The 17,666-nt window shown below is 69.5% G+C and carries 16 protein-coding genes; 10 read left to right on the top strand and 6 right to left on the bottom strand.

Translation table 11 applies throughout. From position 1 onward, the window contains the following. Positions 1-127 precede the first annotated feature (127 nt). From FHX52_RS04300 to FHX52_RS04275, 6 genes are all read left to right on the top strand, one after another. Positions 128-2,752 (top strand): winged helix-turn-helix domain-containing protein, encoded by a 2,625-nt coding sequence (locus tag FHX52_RS04300; protein WP_141820220.1) that lies wholly within the window; start codon positions 128-130, stop codon positions 2,750-2,752. 143 nt (positions 2,753-2,895) lie between these two features. After that, positions 2,896-3,189 carry a hypothetical protein gene (locus FHX52_RS04295; protein WP_141820218.1) on the top strand — a complete coding sequence of 98 codons (294 nt, stop codon included), beginning with the start codon at positions 2,896-2,898 and terminating at the stop codon, positions 3,187-3,189. Positions 3,190-3,245: 56 nt separating this feature from the next. Continuing rightward, a complete protein-coding gene (locus tag FHX52_RS04290; protein WP_141820215.1) occupies positions 3,246-3,632 on the top strand; it encodes an SHOCT domain-containing protein in 387 nt (128 codons plus the stop codon). Between the two features lie 3 nt (positions 3,633-3,635). After that, a complete protein-coding gene (locus FHX52_RS04285; RefSeq protein ID WP_141820213.1) occupies positions 3,636-4,073 on the top strand; it encodes a hypothetical protein in 438 nt (145 codons plus the stop codon). A gap of 34 nt (positions 4,074-4,107) precedes the next feature. Beyond that, complete coding sequence (locus FHX52_RS04280) at positions 4,108-5,463, top strand: anaerobic C4-dicarboxylate transporter family protein (protein WP_141820211.1); 1,356 nt, start codon at positions 4,108-4,110, stop codon at positions 5,461-5,463. A 40-nt stretch (positions 5,464-5,503) separates the two neighbouring features. Then, entirely contained in the window at positions 5,504-6,859 is a 1,356-nt protein-coding gene (locus FHX52_RS04275) for a M20/M25/M40 family metallo-hydrolase (protein WP_141820209.1), read from the top strand. Positions 6,860-6,904: 45 nt separating this feature from the next. On the opposite strand, the gene FHX52_RS04270 is transcribed toward FHX52_RS04275, so the two are convergent. Then, a complete protein-coding gene (locus tag FHX52_RS04270) occupies positions 6,905-8,491 on the bottom strand; it encodes an aspartate:alanine exchanger family transporter (RefSeq protein WP_141820207.1) in 1,587 nt (528 codons plus the stop codon). 74 nt (positions 8,492-8,565) lie between these two features. Further along, positions 8,566-9,798: a threonine/serine exporter family protein gene (locus FHX52_RS04265; protein ID WP_246069608.1), complete on the bottom strand. Its 1,233-nt coding sequence runs from the start codon at positions 9,796-9,798 to the stop codon at positions 8,566-8,568. 281 nt (positions 9,799-10,079) lie between these two features. Between FHX52_RS04265 and FHX52_RS04260 the strand changes: the two genes are divergently transcribed. Both FHX52_RS04260 and FHX52_RS04255 read left to right on the top strand, forming a co-directional pair. After that, the gene (locus FHX52_RS04260) at positions 10,080-11,612 is read left to right on the top strand and encodes an MFS transporter (protein ID WP_185747081.1); all 1,533 of its coding nucleotides are present in this window, start codon (positions 10,080-10,082) and stop codon (positions 11,610-11,612) included. Beyond that, positions 11,605-12,261 carry a hypothetical protein gene (locus FHX52_RS04255; RefSeq protein ID WP_141820205.1) on the top strand — a complete coding sequence of 219 codons (657 nt, stop codon included), beginning with the start codon at positions 11,605-11,607 and terminating at the stop codon, positions 12,259-12,261. Before FHX52_RS04260 ends, FHX52_RS04255 begins: the two co-directional genes overlap by 8 nt. Here FHX52_RS04255 and FHX52_RS04250 read toward each other — a convergent pair. From FHX52_RS04250 to FHX52_RS04235, 4 genes are all read right to left on the bottom strand, one after another. Beyond that, the gene (locus tag FHX52_RS04250; protein ID WP_141820202.1) at positions 12,258-13,991 is read right to left on the bottom strand and encodes a SulP family inorganic anion transporter; all 1,734 of its coding nucleotides are present in this window, start codon (positions 13,989-13,991) and stop codon (positions 12,258-12,260) included. The genes FHX52_RS04255 and FHX52_RS04250 overlap by 4 nt on opposite strands. Before the next feature lie 123 nt (positions 13,992-14,114). Continuing rightward, positions 14,115-14,591 (bottom strand): DUF6069 family protein, encoded by a 477-nt coding sequence (locus FHX52_RS04245; RefSeq protein ID WP_141820200.1) that lies wholly within the window; start codon positions 14,589-14,591, stop codon positions 14,115-14,117. 99 nt (positions 14,592-14,690) lie between these two features. Further along, on the bottom strand, positions 14,691-15,167 hold the full coding sequence (locus FHX52_RS04240) for a CoA-binding protein (RefSeq protein WP_141820198.1): 477 nt from the start codon (positions 15,165-15,167) through the stop codon (positions 14,691-14,693). A gap of 177 nt (positions 15,168-15,344) precedes the next feature. Further along, entirely contained in the window at positions 15,345-15,947 is a 603-nt protein-coding gene (locus FHX52_RS04235) for a TetR/AcrR family transcriptional regulator (protein WP_141820196.1), read from the bottom strand. Between the two features lie 125 nt (positions 15,948-16,072). On the opposite strand from FHX52_RS04235, the gene FHX52_RS04230 reads away from it, so the two are divergent. Both FHX52_RS04230 and FHX52_RS04225 read left to right on the top strand, forming a co-directional pair. Beyond that, on the top strand, positions 16,073-16,750 hold the full coding sequence (locus tag FHX52_RS04230; protein ID WP_141820194.1) for an NADPH-dependent F420 reductase: 678 nt from the start codon (positions 16,073-16,075) through the stop codon (positions 16,748-16,750). A gap of 1 nt (position 16,751) precedes the next feature. Further along, a complete protein-coding gene (locus tag FHX52_RS04225) occupies positions 16,752-17,612 on the top strand; it encodes an SDR family NAD(P)-dependent oxidoreductase (protein ID WP_185747080.1) in 861 nt (286 codons plus the stop codon). Positions 17,613-17,666 lie beyond the last annotated feature (54 nt).

Raw genomic sequence — 17,666 nt, 5'->3', positions numbered from 1 at the left:
CGCCATCGTCACAAGCAGCGTGATTCGACGTGCCCTGTGCGTCGTTGCGCCATAGTCTCGATGCACGAGCAGCTCGCCGCGTCAACCCGCGAGGATGACTCGCGACGGCGGGCTCAGGAGGAGGGCCATGGTCGCACCACGCCAGGTGCGGATGACCCCACCCGGGGCGTCCGTGGGGCTCATCGAGCGTCCCGGCCTCGTGCCGCTGATGGACGCGCGGCCCGTGACGGTCCTCGCAGGGATGGCGGGTTACGGCAAGACGACCCTGCTCGCAGCGGCGGCACGACGGCGGCCACCCGACGGCACCGTGTGGCTCACCGTCGACGACTCGGACAAGGATCCGGTGCGCCTCGCGGGTGACCTCGTCGCTGCGAGTGCGTTGGCCGACATCGAGTGCCTGGCCGACCCGACGGGGCAGCTGCGGGCGTCGTCGCTCCGGGCGGAACCGCTCACCCTCGTGGATGCGCTCCTCGAGGCGTTCTACGACTCCACCCTCCCGCACCTTCTCGTCCTCGACGACCTCCACCACCTCTCCGGGTCGAGCGGCTCCACCTCGATCGTCGACCACATCCTGAGGTGGGCACCCGCCAACCTCCGAATCGCCCTGGCAGCCAGGGTGGTTCCGCCGCTTCGCCTGCAGCGGCTGCGACTCGAGGACCGGCTCACCTACCTCGCCCACGACGACCTCGCCTTCACCCTCGAGGAGTCCGCAGCGGCCGTGCGGGCGGCGCAGCTCGATCTCGACCTCGGGGCGGTCGCCACGATCCAGCAGGCGACGGACGGGTGGCCCGCAGGCGTGCGCATGGCGATCCTCGCGACCCGGCACCGGGGCACCAGTGCGGACCTCTCGCGGGAGCTGCGGCGCGACCAGGCACTGGCCGACTACCTCGCGACCGAGGTCCTCGCCTCCCTGACGCCCGAGCTGAGGCAGTTCGTCCTCGAGAGCACTCTCGACGAGGAGGTCTGCCCGCCCCTCGTCGACGCGGTCCGGGGCACCGGGACGGCGGGAGCGATGCTCGAATCGTGCCTCGCCGCAGGGCTCTTCCTCTCGCGCGGCGATGCGGGGCAACAGGGCCAGTGGTACCGCTGGCACCCACTCTTCGCCGCTCACGCCCAGCGCCGCCTGGCAGCGGAGCACCCCGAGCGTGCAGCCCGGCTGCACGTGACCGCAGCGAACTGGTGGAGATCGGTCGACGCCCCGGCGGCGATCGGGCACGCCCTCGCGGGCGGTGACGGAGGTCTCGCCTCCGAGATCTTCTCCGCGAGCTGGCTCGAGCTGCTGATGCAGGGGCGGGTCGACGCCGTGCTGTCCGCCGTCGACCGGCTGCCCCACGTGTCGGCCTGGTGCGCCGATGCGCATCTGGCGAAGGCGCTCGTGTCCGTGCAGATGGGTGAGGTCGCGGTCGCGCGCGCCGAGCTCGACGCTGCATGCCTCGGGTCCGCCGGCCTCCCCGAGCGCGAGCGGCTCAGGCTCGAGGAGCGGACGGCGCTCGTCGAGCTGCTCGTCACCGCCTGCGACCTGGGGCTGGGTGCTGCAGGGCAGGCAGGCCTCGCGATGCTCGAGCAGTCCGCTGTCGAGCACCCGGCGATCGACCCTGTCGTCCTGGCGTCGGTCCAGGTGCTCGTCGGCATGGGTGAGTCCCGGATGCAGAACCATGTCGCGGCGGCTGTCGACATGCTCGGCACCTCCGCGCGCACGGCGTCGGCGCTCGGGCTGTCTGCGCTCGAGCTCACGGCGCTGGCGGAGTCCTGCATCCCCGCCTTCTCGGAAGGGCGCCTGAGCGAAGTCCACGACCGCGCGGTGGAGGTCCTGGCCAAGGCCGAGGCCAACGCCTGGGTCGGCCTGACGACGCTCGCGCCGGCAGTGGTCTACCTCGGTTGGCTCGACTACTGGCGCGGCCACCTCCACGAGGCGAGGGCCCAGCTCGAACGCGGCCTGTCCATGCTGCTCCCCTTCGACTGGGAGCTGCGCGGACTGTGCCTCAACTACCACGCGAAGACCTGCCTCGCCCTACGGGACCTCGGTGCGGCACGCGCCAGCATGGTGCAGATCGCCGACCTGATCGAGGCGGGTGGCGCGCCGGCGTGGTGGCCCACGATGCTGGCCGGGGTCGAGGCGATGCTCGTGTGGGCAGAGCGCAAGCCGGACCTCGCCGTGGAGCTCGCCCTCGAGCCCCCTCCCGGCCCCGACTACCCGCTGGCCCCCGCCCTCCGCGCGAGCGTCCTGCTGCGAGCCGGGCACCCGGTGGAGGCCCTGTCGGCGCTCGAGCGCGCGACGGCTGAGGGGGACGGCAGGCCCGTGCAGGTCGAGTGCCTCTCGCGGTGCGTCGAGGCCGAGGCCCTCGCGGTGCTGGGCAAGGAGGACGCCCACCTCGCGCTCGAGAAGGCCCTCGCCGCAGCCGAGCCCGACGGCCTCTACGGGCCCTTCCTCTTCGCGGGCCACGAGCTGGCAGGGCTGTTGAAGAGGCACCTCGTGCACGGCACGAGTCACCCCGAGGTGGTGACTCAGGTGCTGAGCCGCCTTGCCGAGCCAGGGCAGCACCACATCACGGCGTGGTCCGAGCAGCTGACCGACCGTGAACAGGTGATCCTGCGCTACCTCGCCACCAACCTCACCAACACCGAGATCGCGGACGCGGAGTTCATCTCCGTCCACACGACGAAGACCCACATCGCGCACATCTACCGCAAGCTCGGCGTCAACAACCGCCGCTCGGCGATCCGGCGCGCGGCTGAGCTCGACCTCTACTGACGACTGCTCCGCTCTTCTCCCACCGTGGGGCAATGACCTTCGAGCAGGTGCGACCGATCTCGTCTGAATGGGATGACGCGCCAGCACTGGGACCTCGCCATGCTGACCGTACGGGAGTCCCTGCGCTGCATCGGAGGTCGAGCATGCGAGCAGTTGTCGTCGTGCGAGGCATGGTGGACGAGCGTGACGTGTGGCCGTATGCGTCGTTCTCGGAGAGCGACGGAGAGCGCACGACGCTGTCGGTGACCGTGCACGACAGCCAGGAGCTGGTGGGGGTGATCTCCACGCTCACCGCCCTCGGCCTCGAGGTGGTCTCGACCCACCTCGCGCCCAGGCCGTCTGCCGCGCGGCTCGCGGATGATGCGGGGCCCGAGGCGATCTCGTCCTCGGAGAGTGACGACCCGGACCGGCCGTCCGATGACAGTGAGGAGCTGTAGGAGCTCGTTCCCCCGAACGCGGCCGTCGCACGCCGCATCGAAAGGATGTCATCGTCATGGACTTCTGGAGCTATTTCTGGTTGCTCGTGTGGTGGTTCTTCTTCGTCGCGTACCTGATGGTTCTCTTCCAGATCTTCGGCGACCTCTTCCGTGACGACGAGCTGGGCGGGTTCGCCAAGGCGCTGTGGGTCCTCGCGCTCATCTTCGCCAACATCATCTCCGCGCTCGTCTACCTCATCGTCAGGGGCAAGGGAATGGCTGCGCGGACGATGAAGCGCAATGCCGAGATGGTGTCGGCGCAGGAGGACTACATCCGCAGCGTGGCCGCGCCGTCGTCGGGATCGTCGGGCGTCGAACAGCTCGCCCAGGCCAAGGCGCTGCTCGACTCGGGAGCCATCACGCCGGAGGAGTTCGCGGCGATCAAGGCCAAGGCCCTGGCGTGAGTGATGTCCGCTCTCACCAGACGTGACACCGCACGCCGGCTGGCAGCTGCTGCGGCCGTTGCAGCCAGCCTTCTCGTGGCCGGCTGCAGCGGCGCCACGCCCTCGGCCCAGAATCTCTGCGCGAAGGCCAAGGACCTCACCGCGGCAGTCTCCCAGGTTCAGACGGCCAAGCCCGACGGGGCCGCGCTCCAACAGCTGAGTGCCAAGGTCGACACGGCGCTGGCCAAGCTCGACCGGCTGCAGGCCGTCACCGAGGGGCGCTACGACACCGTCATCTCCGACCTGCGGGCGAAGCTCGTGACCTTCAAGCAGTCGGTGGACTCCGCAGGCAGCGCGTCCCTCGAGACGGTGGCCCCCGAGATCAACACCGCACTCACCGAGCTGCGCGGTGCTTTCGCGACCCTCAACCAGAAGATCGCCACCCAGTGCCCGACCGGCTGACGTCGGCCGCGCAGACCATCAGGAAGGAACCGAGATGAGCGTCAGTTTCGTGCTCGAAGCACTCGTCGTGCTCGGGGCGATCGTCATGGGTACTCGCGCCGGCGGCGTGGGCGTCGGGCTCTGGGGCGGCCTGGGCACGTTCGTCCTCGTCTTCGTCTTCCGCGAGCCACCGGGTGAGCCGCCCGCGGCTGCCCTCGCCATCATCCTGGCCGTGGTCACGTCCGCCGCCATGATGCAGGCCGCAGGTGGCATCGACTGGATGGTGTCGGTCGCGGCGGGGGTCATCGAGAAGCGGCCCAAGCAGATCACCCTCATCGCTCCCCTGACTGCTTTCCTCTTCTCCATCGGAGCCGGCACGAGCAACATCATCTACCCGCTGCTCCCGGTCATCTACGACGTCTCGTACAAGAACCGCATCCGTCCCTCACGGCCGCTCACGGTGACGGTCGTGCAGTCAGGAATGGCTCTGGCCGCATCGCCCGTGTCGGCCGCGATGGCGGCGATGCTGACGCTCACCGACGTGGCGCCGTACAACCTCGGTCTCACCCAGATCCTCGCGATCACCATCCCGTCCTGTGTCGTCGGCATCGTCGTCACGTCACTCGTGGTCAACAGGATGTGGAAGAACCTCGATGACGACCCCGAGATCCAGGCGAAGATCACTGCCGGCGACCTCCCTGCGCCGCAGCTTCTCGCCGACGGCGAGTCCGCGTCCTCCCACCTCACCTACACCAAGGAGGGGCGCAACTCGGCGTTGGCCTTCCTGTTCGGCGTCGTCGCGATCGTCATCTTCGGCCTGTTCCCGCAACTGCGGCCCGCCTTCGGAGCAGAGGGCGAGGAAGCCGTGGCCATCGACATGACGACGACGATCGTCCTGGTGATGTTCGTCGTCGGCGTGGTGATCCTCTTCCTCGGCCGGCCTGACGTGAAGACGGTCCCTGACCAGTCGGTCTTCAAGGCCGGCATGATCTCCGCCATCGCGCTCTTCGGAATCGCTTGGCTCACAGCGACCTTCATCTCCGCGCACGAGGAGTACATCGTCAGCACCATCGGCAGCTGGGTGACGAGCTGGGAGTTCATCTTCGCGCTCGCAGTCTTCCTCGTCGCGGCTCTGACGACGAGCCAGTCGACCGCCACCCGCACCATCGTGCCCATCGGCCTCGCGGCCGGACTGCCCGCAGGTGTCGTCACCGGTATGTGGGCCGGAGCCCTCAGCGGTGTCTACACCCTGCCGGCCAACGGCACGCAGATCGCCGCCGCGAACTTCGACCTCACCGGTTCGACGAAGCTCGGGACGAAGCTGCTCGACCACAGCTTCTTCGTCCCGATGCTCATCATGTCGGTCGTCACGATCGCGGTCGGCGCCCTCATCGGTGGTGTGTTCTTCTGATCCGCTCTGTGACGGAACCTGACCCCACGAAGGAGTAAGCATGGACAAGGACCAGATCTCCCAGCGCGTCAGTGAGCTGATGCCCGGCGTCATCGAGGACCTCGAGAAGCTGATCGCCATCCCGGCGATTGCCTTCCCCGGCTATCCCGAGGAGCCGGTGCGCCAGATGGGCGACGTGACCCTCCAGATGTTTCGCGACGCCGGCTTCACGAACGCCCAGCTGATGGACGTGCCGTCGGGCTATCCCCCCATCTACGGAGAGATCGAGGGACCGCCCGGGTCGCCGGTGGTCGTGCTCTACGCGCACTACGACGTGCAGCCCGCTCCTCCGGAGCAGGGCTGGACGAGCGATCCGTGGACGCCCACCCGCAAGGAGGACGGTCGCATCTACGGACGCGGCGCCGCCGACGACATCAGCGGCCTCGTGAGCCACCTCGGCACGCTGCGGGTCTTCGACGGCAGGCCGCCGTGCACCGTCAAGCTCATCCTCGAGGGTATGGAGGAGACGGAGAGCAACCTCGAGGCCTTTGTCGAGGCCCACCCCGAGCTCTTCGCCTGCGATCTCTTCGTCATCTGCGACATGGGCAACCTCAGGGTCGGTGAGCCCGCTCTGACGACCGCCCTGCGCGGCGACGTGGCGTGCATCGTCACGGTGCGCACGCTCGAGCACCCCTTGCACTCAGGGGTATTCGGGGGACCAGCACCGGACGCCATGATGGCGCTGGCGCGACTGCTGTCGACCCTGCACGACGACGAGGGCAACGTCACGATCGCCGGTGTCTCCGAGAGCGTCTGGGACGGCGACGACCTCAGCGAGGAGGACCTGCGCTCCAGCGCCGACGTGCTGGACGGTGTCGCGCTCACGGGCAGCGGTCCTGTCGGGGGGCGCCTCTGGGCCCGCCCGTCGGTCAACGCCATCGGCATCGACATGACGAACATCGCAACCTCGTCCAACGTCCTCATCCCCGAGGCCAGGGCGAAGATCTCGATGCGTATCGTCCCCGGGTCCGAGCCGTCCACGGAGCTCGACGCCCTCGTCGCGCACCTCGAGTCCCATGCGCCGTGGGATGCCAAGGTCGAGGTCCAGCGGACCAAGGAGGCCCCTCCCTTCCTCGTCGCGACCGACGGGCCCGGGTATGCCGCGGCCCGCCAAGCGCTGTCCGATGCCTTCGGCCGGCCGGCGGGAGAGGCGGGCTGCGGTGGGTCCATCCCGCTGCTACGCACCCTCCAACAGGCCGCTCCCGCAGCCGAGTTCGTCCTGTGGGGGCCTGAAGACGTTGCCGCGTCGCGCATCCACGCGTCGGACGAGAGTGTCGACCCCAGCGAGATCGAGAAGCTGATCGTCGCTCAGTCGCTGCTGCTCCAGCGTCTCGCCGCCGGCACCGGCTCCGACTGACAGAGGCACTGCCGCCGGTCTTGCCAGTCATCGTGCAGGTGCTCGTCAGCCGAGGCCGACGAGCACCTGCACGATGACGATCTTGGCGATCATCGCAATGGGATAGACCAACACGTAGCCGAGGCCCACCCTCGTGTCGAAGCCGGTGCGGTCGTTGGCGAAGGCGAGGATGGCCGGCTGCGTCTGGGCGCCGGCCAGCATCCCGGCGTGCTCCGTGCCACCCATGCGGTGGAGCAGTCGTCCGGCGAGGAGGAGCAGCAGCGCGGCCGGGGTCGTGATGAGGAAGCCGAGCACCGCCACCTTCCACCCGACGTCGGAGCCGATCGCCCCGACGATGCGCTCCCCCGCCCGGGTGCCGGCATACGCGAGGAAGGTGATCATGCCGAAGTAGGAGAGGGACTGTGCCGCACCGTTCGACATCGACGTCACGACCGGACCGATGCGTCCCAGGCGCCCGAAGACGAGGCCGGTGAGCAGGGTGCCGGCCGCGGCGCCGAGCGCGAATCCCCCACCCGGCAGGGGGATGTGCACCAGCCCGATGAGCAGGCCGAGCGAGAGCCCCAGCGCGAAGCCACCCGGGTTGATGTCGGACATCCCCCGGTCCGAGTCGCCGAGGAAGGTGCCGGCCTCCTTCATTCGTTCGGCGGGGGCGGTGACGCGCACCCGGTCGCCCATCTGCAGGACGAAGTCCGGTGCGGCGACGAGGTCGATGTCGGCACGCCGGACCCGGCTGATGTGCGCACCGAAGCGGCCTTCGAGGTCGAGCGCTCCGACAGAACGTCCGGCAAGGGCCTCGTTGGAGACGGTGACCCGGCGGTAGTCGAGCTCCCCGTGCTCGCTGACGATGTCGTGCGACGACTGGTGGCCGAGCTCTGCGGTCACCTGGTCGACGAGGTCGCGAGGACCGACGACGGTGACGAGGTCGTTCGGGCCGAGGCGCTCGTCGTCGCCGGCCACGACGGTCGGGCTGGCGAAGTGGCCGTGCTTGAGCCGCGAGAACGTCACCCGCTGCCCGTAGCGCTCCTCGACGTCCGAGAGCAGCAGCCCGTCGGCCCGCTCCGTGCGGATGGTCTGGTTGACGAGCGGCTCGCTCGGAGGCGCCTCGTGGCCACGGTGCCGCAGCGACCACGACGCTGCGAGGAGCATGCCGATGACGCCCCAGAGATAGGCGATGGAGTAGCCGATCGTCGGGCCAGCCGGGTCGGCCGCCCGCTCGGTCGCGGCCGCGAGAGCCGGGGTGTTGGTCAGTCCGCCGGCGAAGGTCCCGGCGACCACGGGCGACGTGAGACCCAGAGCTCGTCCGACGAGGACGGCGACGAGGGCAACCAGCACGAAGGTGGCCACGACGGAGAGCATCACGGGCCAGCCACGACGGAGCGAGGCGAAGAAGCTCGGCCCCGAGACGATTCCAATGGTGTACGTGAAGAGCACGAGGCCGAGGGTGCCCACCGCCTCTGGGATCTCGAGCTTCACCCCGTTCGCGACTCCGAGCGCCGACACGGCGATGGCGGCGAAGAGAACTGCTGCCGGGCCGATGGCGACGCCGCCCAGCCTGACGTGACCGAGCAGGGCGCCGAGGAGCAGCAGGATGGCGAGGAGCAGGACGGGTTGCCCCGACAACGTGGTGAGCACGTCTCATCCTCTCGTTCGGTGGGGGCCTGCGTCAGACCGATCGGTCACGTGACGGGGCGATCCGTGTCACGACGTCAGATCCCCCGCCACGTCGAGGTGGCCCGGCCGATGCGCTCGGACAGGCCCGAGCCCACGACGACGCCGACGGCGATCGCCACAATCGACAGCAGAGCATTGAGGAAGTCGCCCAAGCCGGCGGCCTGATCGGCCCCCACGATCTGAGCCACCCCTTGGAGGCCAAGGGCACCCGGCACCAGCAACCAGAAGGCCGGCAGGAAGGTGACCGGCACGGGCGGCCCGCTGCGCCTGCTCTGGATGGCGTAGCAGACCGGCAGGACCACGGCGGCCGCGAGGAAGCTGGCGCCCAGCGTGCCGAGGACGCGGCCCGAGAGCGCCTGCACGCCGTAGGCGACGTACAGCACGACGAGCAGCCACCCCAAGGTCCTGCGCGGCGCAGACGAGGCGAAGAACTGTCCGACACCGAAGACGAGCACGCCGACCCAGGGAGCCCACGGTCCCAAAGTCGGGGTGGCGTGGCCCACGATGGGCGGAAAGCCTGCGATCTCCGCACCCAGTGCGATGCCGAACGTCAGGATCAGCAGGCGTTCGAGCCCGTAGACGAGCCGTGCAGATCCCGCCAGCATGTCTCCGGTCGCCAGCTCTACCGTCGCCATGGTGAGCGCTGCTCCGGGCAGAAAGGTCACCAGGCACGGAATGACGATCTCGAGGGGTGGCGCGTCGAGGGCTGGAGCCACCCATTGGAAGACGACACCCGTGACCACGGTGGCCGCGACGACGGGCAGGACGAGAGCCAGCATCGGCTCGCGGCCGGCCCACCATCGCAGCCCGCCGACGAGGAGGCCGATGACGACGAACGCGAGAAGCGCGCTGGGCCTTGGGTTGAGCATCAATCCCAGACCGACGGTGAGGACCCCACTTGCGAGCACGGTCACTGCTCCCCCGAACCGCGGCTCAGACGTGAGCACGTCCGAAAGCCGCGCACCGGCGGTTTCGGCGTCCACGAGGCCATGACGGATGTCGTCGATCAAGCGGTAGAGCGCGTCGACCTGGTCAAGCCTGAGCGGCTCACTGCTGCCGGCCTCGAAGTCCATCTGGCTGGAGCTGCCCGTCTCGATCCGGACGAAGACCCCGGTGGGGACGACGAAGAAGGTGACGCCGCTCACGGCATACACCGCCGCCACCTCACCGAGGATCTGCGTGACCCGCTCGGTCGCGTCTCCAGCCCTCGACAGCGCGACCCCGAGGTGACGCAGCAGCTCCAGGACGGCTTCGGGCGGAGGGGGCACGACTGGCTCGGGCTCGAGATCCTCGGCAGGTGCGAGAGGGCCGAGGTGTCGCTGCGCAACGCGGGCAACGCGCTGCCACAGGTGGTGCCTCGCCGACCTCACCCGGTCGGCGGTCGAGGCCGGGGCCCCGGGTGTCGGTTCACCGTCAAGCGCCACACGACAACTCTGGCCCGCTCTCCTGCGACAGGAGTCATCCTCGACGGGTGACTCTGGACCAACCCACCGCGTCGTAGGTTCGAAGCGGCAGGCGAGCCGCCTGCGGCTGGAGGGAGGGAGTGGCCATGTCAGCAACGACCCCGTCAGCGGCGTCCGAGGGCGCCGCAGCAGGACGGGCGGCCGCAGGGGCAGGGGGCGTGCTGGCTGCAACGTGCCTGTCGACGTTCGTGGTCAACGCCAACACGTCGGCGGTGAGCATCCTGCTGCCGGCGATCAGCGCCGACACGGGCACGGATGTCACGACGCTCCAGTGGGCGGTGACCGGCTACTCCCTCGTCGGAGCGGCCGTCATCGTGACCTCCGGATCGCTCGGTGACGTCTTCGGTCGCAGGCGGGTCTTCCAGCTCGGCCTCATCCTCTTCGTCGTGTCCTGCATCCTCATCGCGCTGTCATCCTCGGGAGGGGCCGTCATCGCCGGGCGCTTCATCCAGGGAGCCGCGGGCGCCACCATCCTCGCGTGCGGGCTCAGCCTGCTCTCCGTTGCGAACAGCGGTGAGGCGCAGCTGCGGGCGGTCTCGTTGTGGGGCGCCGCAGCCGCCGTCGGCGCCGCAGCCGGACCGCTCATGGGCGGCGTGCTCGTGACCTTCATGGGGTGGCAGGGACTCTTCTGGGTCGATGCCGTCATCGGAGCCGCGTGCATCCTCATCACCGCCCGGAAGGTGTCCGAGTCGCGCGACCCCACCCGGTCGCACTCCATCGACTACGCCGGCTCGGCACTGATCGCGCTCACCCTCGGCCCGCTCATCCTCGCCCTCAGCAAGGGCGGTGACTGGGGCTGGGTGTCGCTGGCGACCCTCGCGTGCATCGCCATCGGGGTGGGCGCCGCCTTCGCCTTCGTCGCCGTCGAGCGGCGCGTGGCCGTGCCCATGCTCGACCTCGCCCTGTTGCGCAACCGCATCCTCGTCGGATCGACGGTCGCCATCCTCATCGGCGCCGGCACGATCAACGCGCTGATGTACCTCCTCAGCCTCTACTTCCAGAGTCCCGACGCACTCGGGTTCACCACTCTCCAGGCCGGGTTGGCGACCCTGCCCGCCACGGTGGGGCTCGTCGCCATCTCTGCGGCGGTGCCGCGTCTGACGGCTCGCCTCGGTGGTCGACAGACGATCGGTGTCGGCTTCCTCGTCACCGCCGTCGGCTTCGCTGTCATCGGGCTCGTGGATGCGGACTGGGCGTATCGGGCGTTCCTGCTGCCGCTCGTCGCCGTCGCGGTCGGGATGGGCCTGTCGAACGGGCCCGCGTCGTCGGCGTCGACCGCCTGCGTCCCTGTGGAGCAGGTGGGGTCGGCGTCCGGCGTCTCCAACATGGCGCGCTACGTGGGGGCGTCCGTGGCGACGGCACTGGCCGCGACGATCTACGGAACGGTCATCGCTAGCCGCACCACGCAGGGTGCACCGGCGTCCGAGGCACTCGCCTCCGGTCTTGCGACCGCTTCATGGGTGATGGCCGGATTCAGCTTCCTCGGTGTGGTGATGGCCGTCGTCATGGGCCGGCACCAGGCGGCACGCGGCACGCTCGAGGACTCCGCGGCTGCGGCGGCCTCCACCTCGATGACGCTGCCCACGACGGCGACGGCGGCGGTGAGCCGGAGTGTCTGAGAGGGCGGCTCTCCGTCGGCTCAGCACCCCGAGGGCGGCGGGCTTCGCGGGGGTTGTCTTCGCGCTCCTCTTCTCGACCAGCCTTGCCCTGTTGCGGTCGGTGACCCCGGAAGACCCCTTCGCGGGGGCTCCGTGGGACGAGGGCGGCGGCGGCCGGATCCGGATCGCCCTCTCCCTCATGCCTTTTGCCGGCATCGCCTTTCTCTGGTTCATCGGTGTCATCCGTGACCAGCTCGGTGAGCTCGAGGACCGCTTCTTCGCTTCGGTCTTCCTGGGGAGCGGTCTGCTCTTCCTCGCCATGGTCTTCGTGTCGATGGCCGTGGCCGGCGCCCTGCTCGCAGGCATCAGCGCAGGCGAGGGCCACGTGTATGCCGGTGACACCGTCTCCTTCGGGCGCGCCGTCATGCTCCAGGTCGGCAACGTCTACGCGTTGCGCATGGCGGGCGTCTTCATGATCTCGCTCGGCACCATCTGGCTGCGTACGGGCTCCATGCCGCGCTGGCTGGCCGCGGCGACCTACCTCCTCGCGGCTGTGCTGCTCCTCGTCATCAACCTCAGCCTGTGGATCGCGCTCGTCTTCCCCGCCTGGGTGCTCGTCGTCAGCATCCTCATCCTGGTGCGCCAGCGGCACTCCGCGGCAGCAGGCTAGGCGGCGCCGCCGCAGGCGTCGACCGCGGCGGTCACGGTTGCGTGGAGGTGGTCAGCGCCGATCACCTCGATCAGACCGACGGAGTCCAGGCGGTCCCGCAGCTCCTGCGCGGCTCTCGCCAGGTGGAACTCGATGTTCCGCTCCCTCAGTCCGTCGATGACCTCACGCAGGGCAACCTCTGCGCTGGCGTCGAGGTCACTGATGAACGAGCCGTCAAGGACCACGTGACGAACGGGTTTGGGAGCGCCGTCCACCGCGGCCCAGAGCCGGCGCTTGAAGAAGTGCGCATTGGCGAAGAACAACCGGTCCTGGATGCGGTAGACGACCACCCCCGCAGTGATCCCGGCATCGGGCTGGTCGGCGACGTCGACGTACCGGTCCTCGCGGGCTGACCATCCGAGCACGGCATCCGCCGGGCGTGCCGCCCGGCGGATGATGTCGGCGACGGAGAGCAGGACGGCGACGACGATCGCCTGGAGGACCCCGATCATCACGACGCAAAGCACGGTGATGGCCGCGATGACGACCTCGACGCGACTGCTTCGCGCGAGCTCCCGCCACAGGGTGGGATCAATCAGCTTCGCGCCCGCATAGACGATGACGGCGCCGAGGACCGCCGATGGCAGGTAGGCGATGGGCCCGGTGAGGAACATGAGGATGGCACCGATCATCGCGGCCGCTGCGAGCCCGCTCACCTGGCTCGTCGCGCCCATGTCGTCGTTGACAGCCGTTCGCGATCCGCTGGTGCCGACCGGCATGCTCTGCGTGACCCCCGCCGAGATCTGGGCGACTCCGAAGGCCAGCAGCTCCTGGTTGGCGTCGACGACCTCGTGGTGGCGAGCGGCGAAGGAGCGAGCCGTGAGGATGGAGTCGGAGAACGCAACGAGGAAGACGGCCAGCGCCGCGACGACGAGGGACCCGACATCACCGCGGGTGAGGTCCGGAAACGAGAGGGACGGCAGGCCACTGGGCACGGGTCCCGTGACCGACACGCCCCGTGCGGCCAGGTCGAGGCCCCAGGAAGCAGCGATGCCGAGCAGCACGACGATGAGCGCGCCGGGGATCCGCCGGCTGACGAGACCCGCGACCACGAGCAGCGCGAGGGAGCACGCTCCGACGACGACGGTGGCCGGGTTCGCGCTGCCGACGTGGGCGACGAGGTCGACCGCCTCTCGCACGGCTCCGTTCTGGTCGCTCGACAGCCCGAGCAGCTTGCCGAGCTGGCCGAGGATCAGCACGACGGCGACTCCGGTGATGTAGCCGACGAGGACCGCCTGCGAGAAGTAGTCGGCGATCCAGCCCAGGCGAGCCAGACGGGCAACGAGGAAGACGATGCCGACCATGACCGCGAGAAGTGCGGTGAGGGCGGCATACTGCGTGCTCGCCCCGACGGCCAGGGGCGCGACCACGGTGGCGATGAGCAGCGAGACCGTTCCCTCGGGACCGACCACGACACGCGGGGCCGACCCGAAGACCGCGTAGGCGAGCACCGGAAGCAAGAGGGCGTAGAGCCCGGCGCTGACGGGCACTCCGGCCAGCACGGCATACGCCATGGCTGAGGGAAGGGCCAGTGCCGCGACGGTGACACCGGCGACGACATCGGTGCGCATCCGATCTCGCGAGTAGCCCGAGAAGGACCTGGCGAGTGGCACGTAGCGTGTCGTGATGGGCGGTCTGGTCGCCGACGCGAACGCGTCACGACCGCGGTAGGCCTTGGAGAACGGTTGCACCCTGCCAGCCAACCGAACTTGGCGGTTGCCGGCATCGCTCGTTGAGGATCATTGAGTGGGCGCGTCGTAAGACGCATCGCTGTCGCGCAGGGGCACACCCGCTCGAGCGGGACCGCCCCGTCGTCAACGTCGTTGCCAGGAACGCTCCGGATCGACGACGGTCCGTGAGAGGACCGCGGTGAGCAACGACCCGATGCACACTCCGATCACGAGGTTGATGATGCTGGCCGCGACCCTGCTCGCGGTCGCGCCGTCGCGGGTGAAGGGCAGGATCATGGCCGCTGCCGTGACGAGCCCGACGATCCACGAGAAGAACGACCGAGGCCGCGGCGTCGTCACCGAAAGGAGGTGCGCAAGGCCGGTGGCAGCGAGCGCGGCGAGGAAAGCAGTCACGGCATAGTTGAGACCCAGCGAGTCGCTGACGCCGAGGACCACGGCCGTCTTGGCCAGGCTGACATCCAGCACTCCCTGGGCGAGGAGGACCCCTACCCAGGCGGTGAGGGCCGCCACGCACGCAGTGGCGAGGCCGCCGGTCCACAGTCGTCCCGCGTCGACGGAGACGTGGGAGGGATCACCAGGCACCACGTTCGGTCTGCTCATGATCGACCTCCTGTGCTCGTGTCGCGCTGCCGAAGAACGCCTCCCTCATGAAACCGCGTTCGAGCCACCCCGCGCCAGAGAACCGTCGGACCCTGCGCGTCACACCTTGCGCGGCACGTGGCCGTTGAGGGTGAGGGCCCACCGCATGGCCCGGTGGCCGGAGTCCGAGGTGGGATCGAACATCAGGGGGCAACCGCCGTCGATCACCGTCATGCCGTGCTGTCGGGCGTAGTCGGCAGCCTCCGGCGAGACACTGCCTGCACCGAAGGCGCGGTGCATCCAGATCTCGGTGATGCCGAGCTTCTCGCACTCGTCGACGGTGACCTGGGCCCGCTCGGGACGGGTGCCGATGACGACGGCCTCGACACCACCCGGGATGGACTGCAGGTCCGGGTAGCAGGTGTCCCCCTCGACATGGTCGGCGTTGGGGTTCACGGCGAACACGTCGTAGCCGCGTTCCTTCAGGCGCTTGTAGACGACGTTGCTGCCATGGTCTGCCGCGTTGCGGGAGACTCCTGTGACGGCGATGCGCCGGTGTGCCAGGAACTCGGCTGCGGCCGCCTTGATCGTCTGCATGAGGTCCTCCTTCCGAGGCTGCTGCTGGGGCGCCGCTGCTGACCACGACGTCACCCCCATGGTGCGGCCGCCCGGACCAGCAGGCCCGGGTCCAAGGTCCCGATGACGTGAGAAACCATGAGGACTCAGCGGGACACACCGACCGGCGCACTCCTCTCGGAGGTCGATGACCGACAGTCACGTGGGCGGCGGTGTGGGACGGAGGGCAGCGGCCACGAGGGCGCCGGCCGACGCCTTGGCCACGGCCGGCGCCTCGGGGCTGGCATCGAGCGCCCCGCTGGCCAGCCCGCCGTCGAGGAGCAGGGTCAGCGAGCGCGCCAGGGACTCGGGATCGGGGGCTCCGGCGGATCGCGCCAGGTCTCGCACCCACTCGAGCACGGCGCCCTTGTGCCTGACCGTGCGGTCGTGGACAGCGGTTCCGGGCTGGGACTCGGCCGCGGCGTTGATGAAGGCACAGCCTCGGTAGCCGTCGCGGCGGCAGGCGCTCGACAGCGCGTCGAAGAGCCCGACGAGCTGGCTCGCCGGGTCGGCGCCCGCAGCCTCGGCCGCCTCCTTGAGCTGGGACGTCCAGATGGCGTCGACCTTGTCGAGGTAGGCCACCACGAGATCGTCCTTGGCCGGGAAGTGCTTGTAGAAGGTGGCCTTGGCGACACCGGACTCGGCGATGATCAGGTCGATCCCGACTGCGCGGATGCCCCGAGCGTAGAAGAGCACGAAGGCGGCGTCGAGGATGCGCTGACGCGCGGCGCTGGGCGGGCGGGTCTGGGTGGTGGCGGACACGAGAACTCCTCGACGCAGGCGAACCTCTCGCACCGAGCATACCTTGCAGATAGACAGATCTGTCTGTAGGGTCGGAATTCGGAAGACAGATCTGTCTACCCAACGTCCTTCGTTCAGGAGAAGTCATGAAGATCGCCGTCCTCGGCACCGGCACGGTCGGCCAGGCCATCGCCGCCCGACTGTCCGGCCTCGGCCACGACGTCACGCTCGGCACCCGCGATCCGCAGGCGACCCTCGCCCGCACCGAGCCCGACGGCATGGGCAACCCACCTCTGTCCGCATGGGCTGCGGAGCACGGCGAGGTGCGCCTCGCGACGTTCTCGGACGCGACGGCGGGTGCCGAGCTCGTCGTGAACGCGACGAGTGGCTCGGGAGCCCTCCCTGCCCTGGAACAGGCCGGTGCGGACAACCTCGCCGGCAAGGTCCTCATCGACATCTCGAACCCCCTCGACTTCTCGAAGGGGTTCCCGCCCACCCTGTTCGTCAAGGACACCGACTCGCTCGGCGAGCAGATCCAGCGAGCGTTCCCTGGCGCCCGGGTCGTCAAGACCCTCAACACGCTCAACGCCAACCTCATGGTCAACCCGAAGGAGCTCGGCGCGGACTCGTCGGTCTTCGTGTCCGGTGACGACGCGGCCGCGAAGACGACGGTCATCGAGCTGCTCCAGAGCTTCGGCCACACCGACGTCATCGACCTCGGTGACATCAGCACCGCGCGAGGCACCGAGATGCTCCTGCCGGTGTGGCTGCGTCTGATGGGCGCCCTGGGCACGTCGGCGTTCAACTTCAAGATCGTGCGCTGACATGAGCGCCATGTCCGGGAGGACGGTGCTGGTGACGGGGGGCACCGGCGGGATCGGGCTTGCCACGGCCGCGGGTCTTGCAGGACTCGGTGCCAGGGTCGGCATCGTCGGGCGTGACCGCGCGCGGGCTGAGGCAGCTGCGGAGCGTGTACGGGCCACCGGAGGGAGGGTCGACGTCTTCACCGCCGACGTCTCCTCACAGCGCGAGGTGCGACGACTGGCTCAGGAGGTCCTCGCGGCATACGCGCGGCTCGACGTCCTCGTCAACAACGTCGGCGGATTCTGGGCGACCCAGCACACGACCGAGGACGGCCTCGAGCGCACCTTCGCGATCAACCACCTCGCCCCCTTCCTCCTGACGAACCTGCTCCTCCCCCGGCTGCGCGCGAGCGCCCCGGCACGGGTCGTCACCGTCTCCTCGGGCGCGCAGGCCATGGGGCGCATCGACTTCGACGACCTGCAGGGCGAGCGGAGCTACAGCGGCCAGCGCGCGTACAACCAGTCGAAGCTCGCCAACGTCATGTTCACCTACGAGCTCGCGCGCCGCCTCGAGCGCTCGGGGGTCACTGCGAACACCCTCCACCCGGGTGTCGTCCGGACCGGCTTCGGGCAGGAGGACTCCGGCGGCTGGATGCGCGTCATGCTGCCGCTCGTCCGGCCGTTCATGAAGAGCCCGGCCCGGGGCGCCGAGACGTCCGTCTACCTCGCCAGCTCCCCCGACGTCGCGGACGTGAGTGGTCGCTACTTCGCCAACAGCCGACCCCGGAGCTCCTCACGTGCCTCCCGCGACGCGGCAGCCGCCGCCCGACTGTGGCAGGTCTCGATGGATCTCGTGGGCCTGCCCGTGGACGACGGCGCCTGAGAAGGAAGCCGCGTCGACCCGGCACAGTGGGGAGCTCCGGCGCCGGCTGGGTGG

Origin of the sequence: Humibacillus xanthopallidus (genome assembly GCF_006717145.1) — a bacterium.
GTDB classification, from domain to species: Bacteria; Actinomycetota; Actinomycetes; order Actinomycetales; family Dermatophilaceae; genus Humibacillus; species Humibacillus xanthopallidus.
This window is presented reverse-complemented; position numbering and strand designations above follow the sequence as displayed.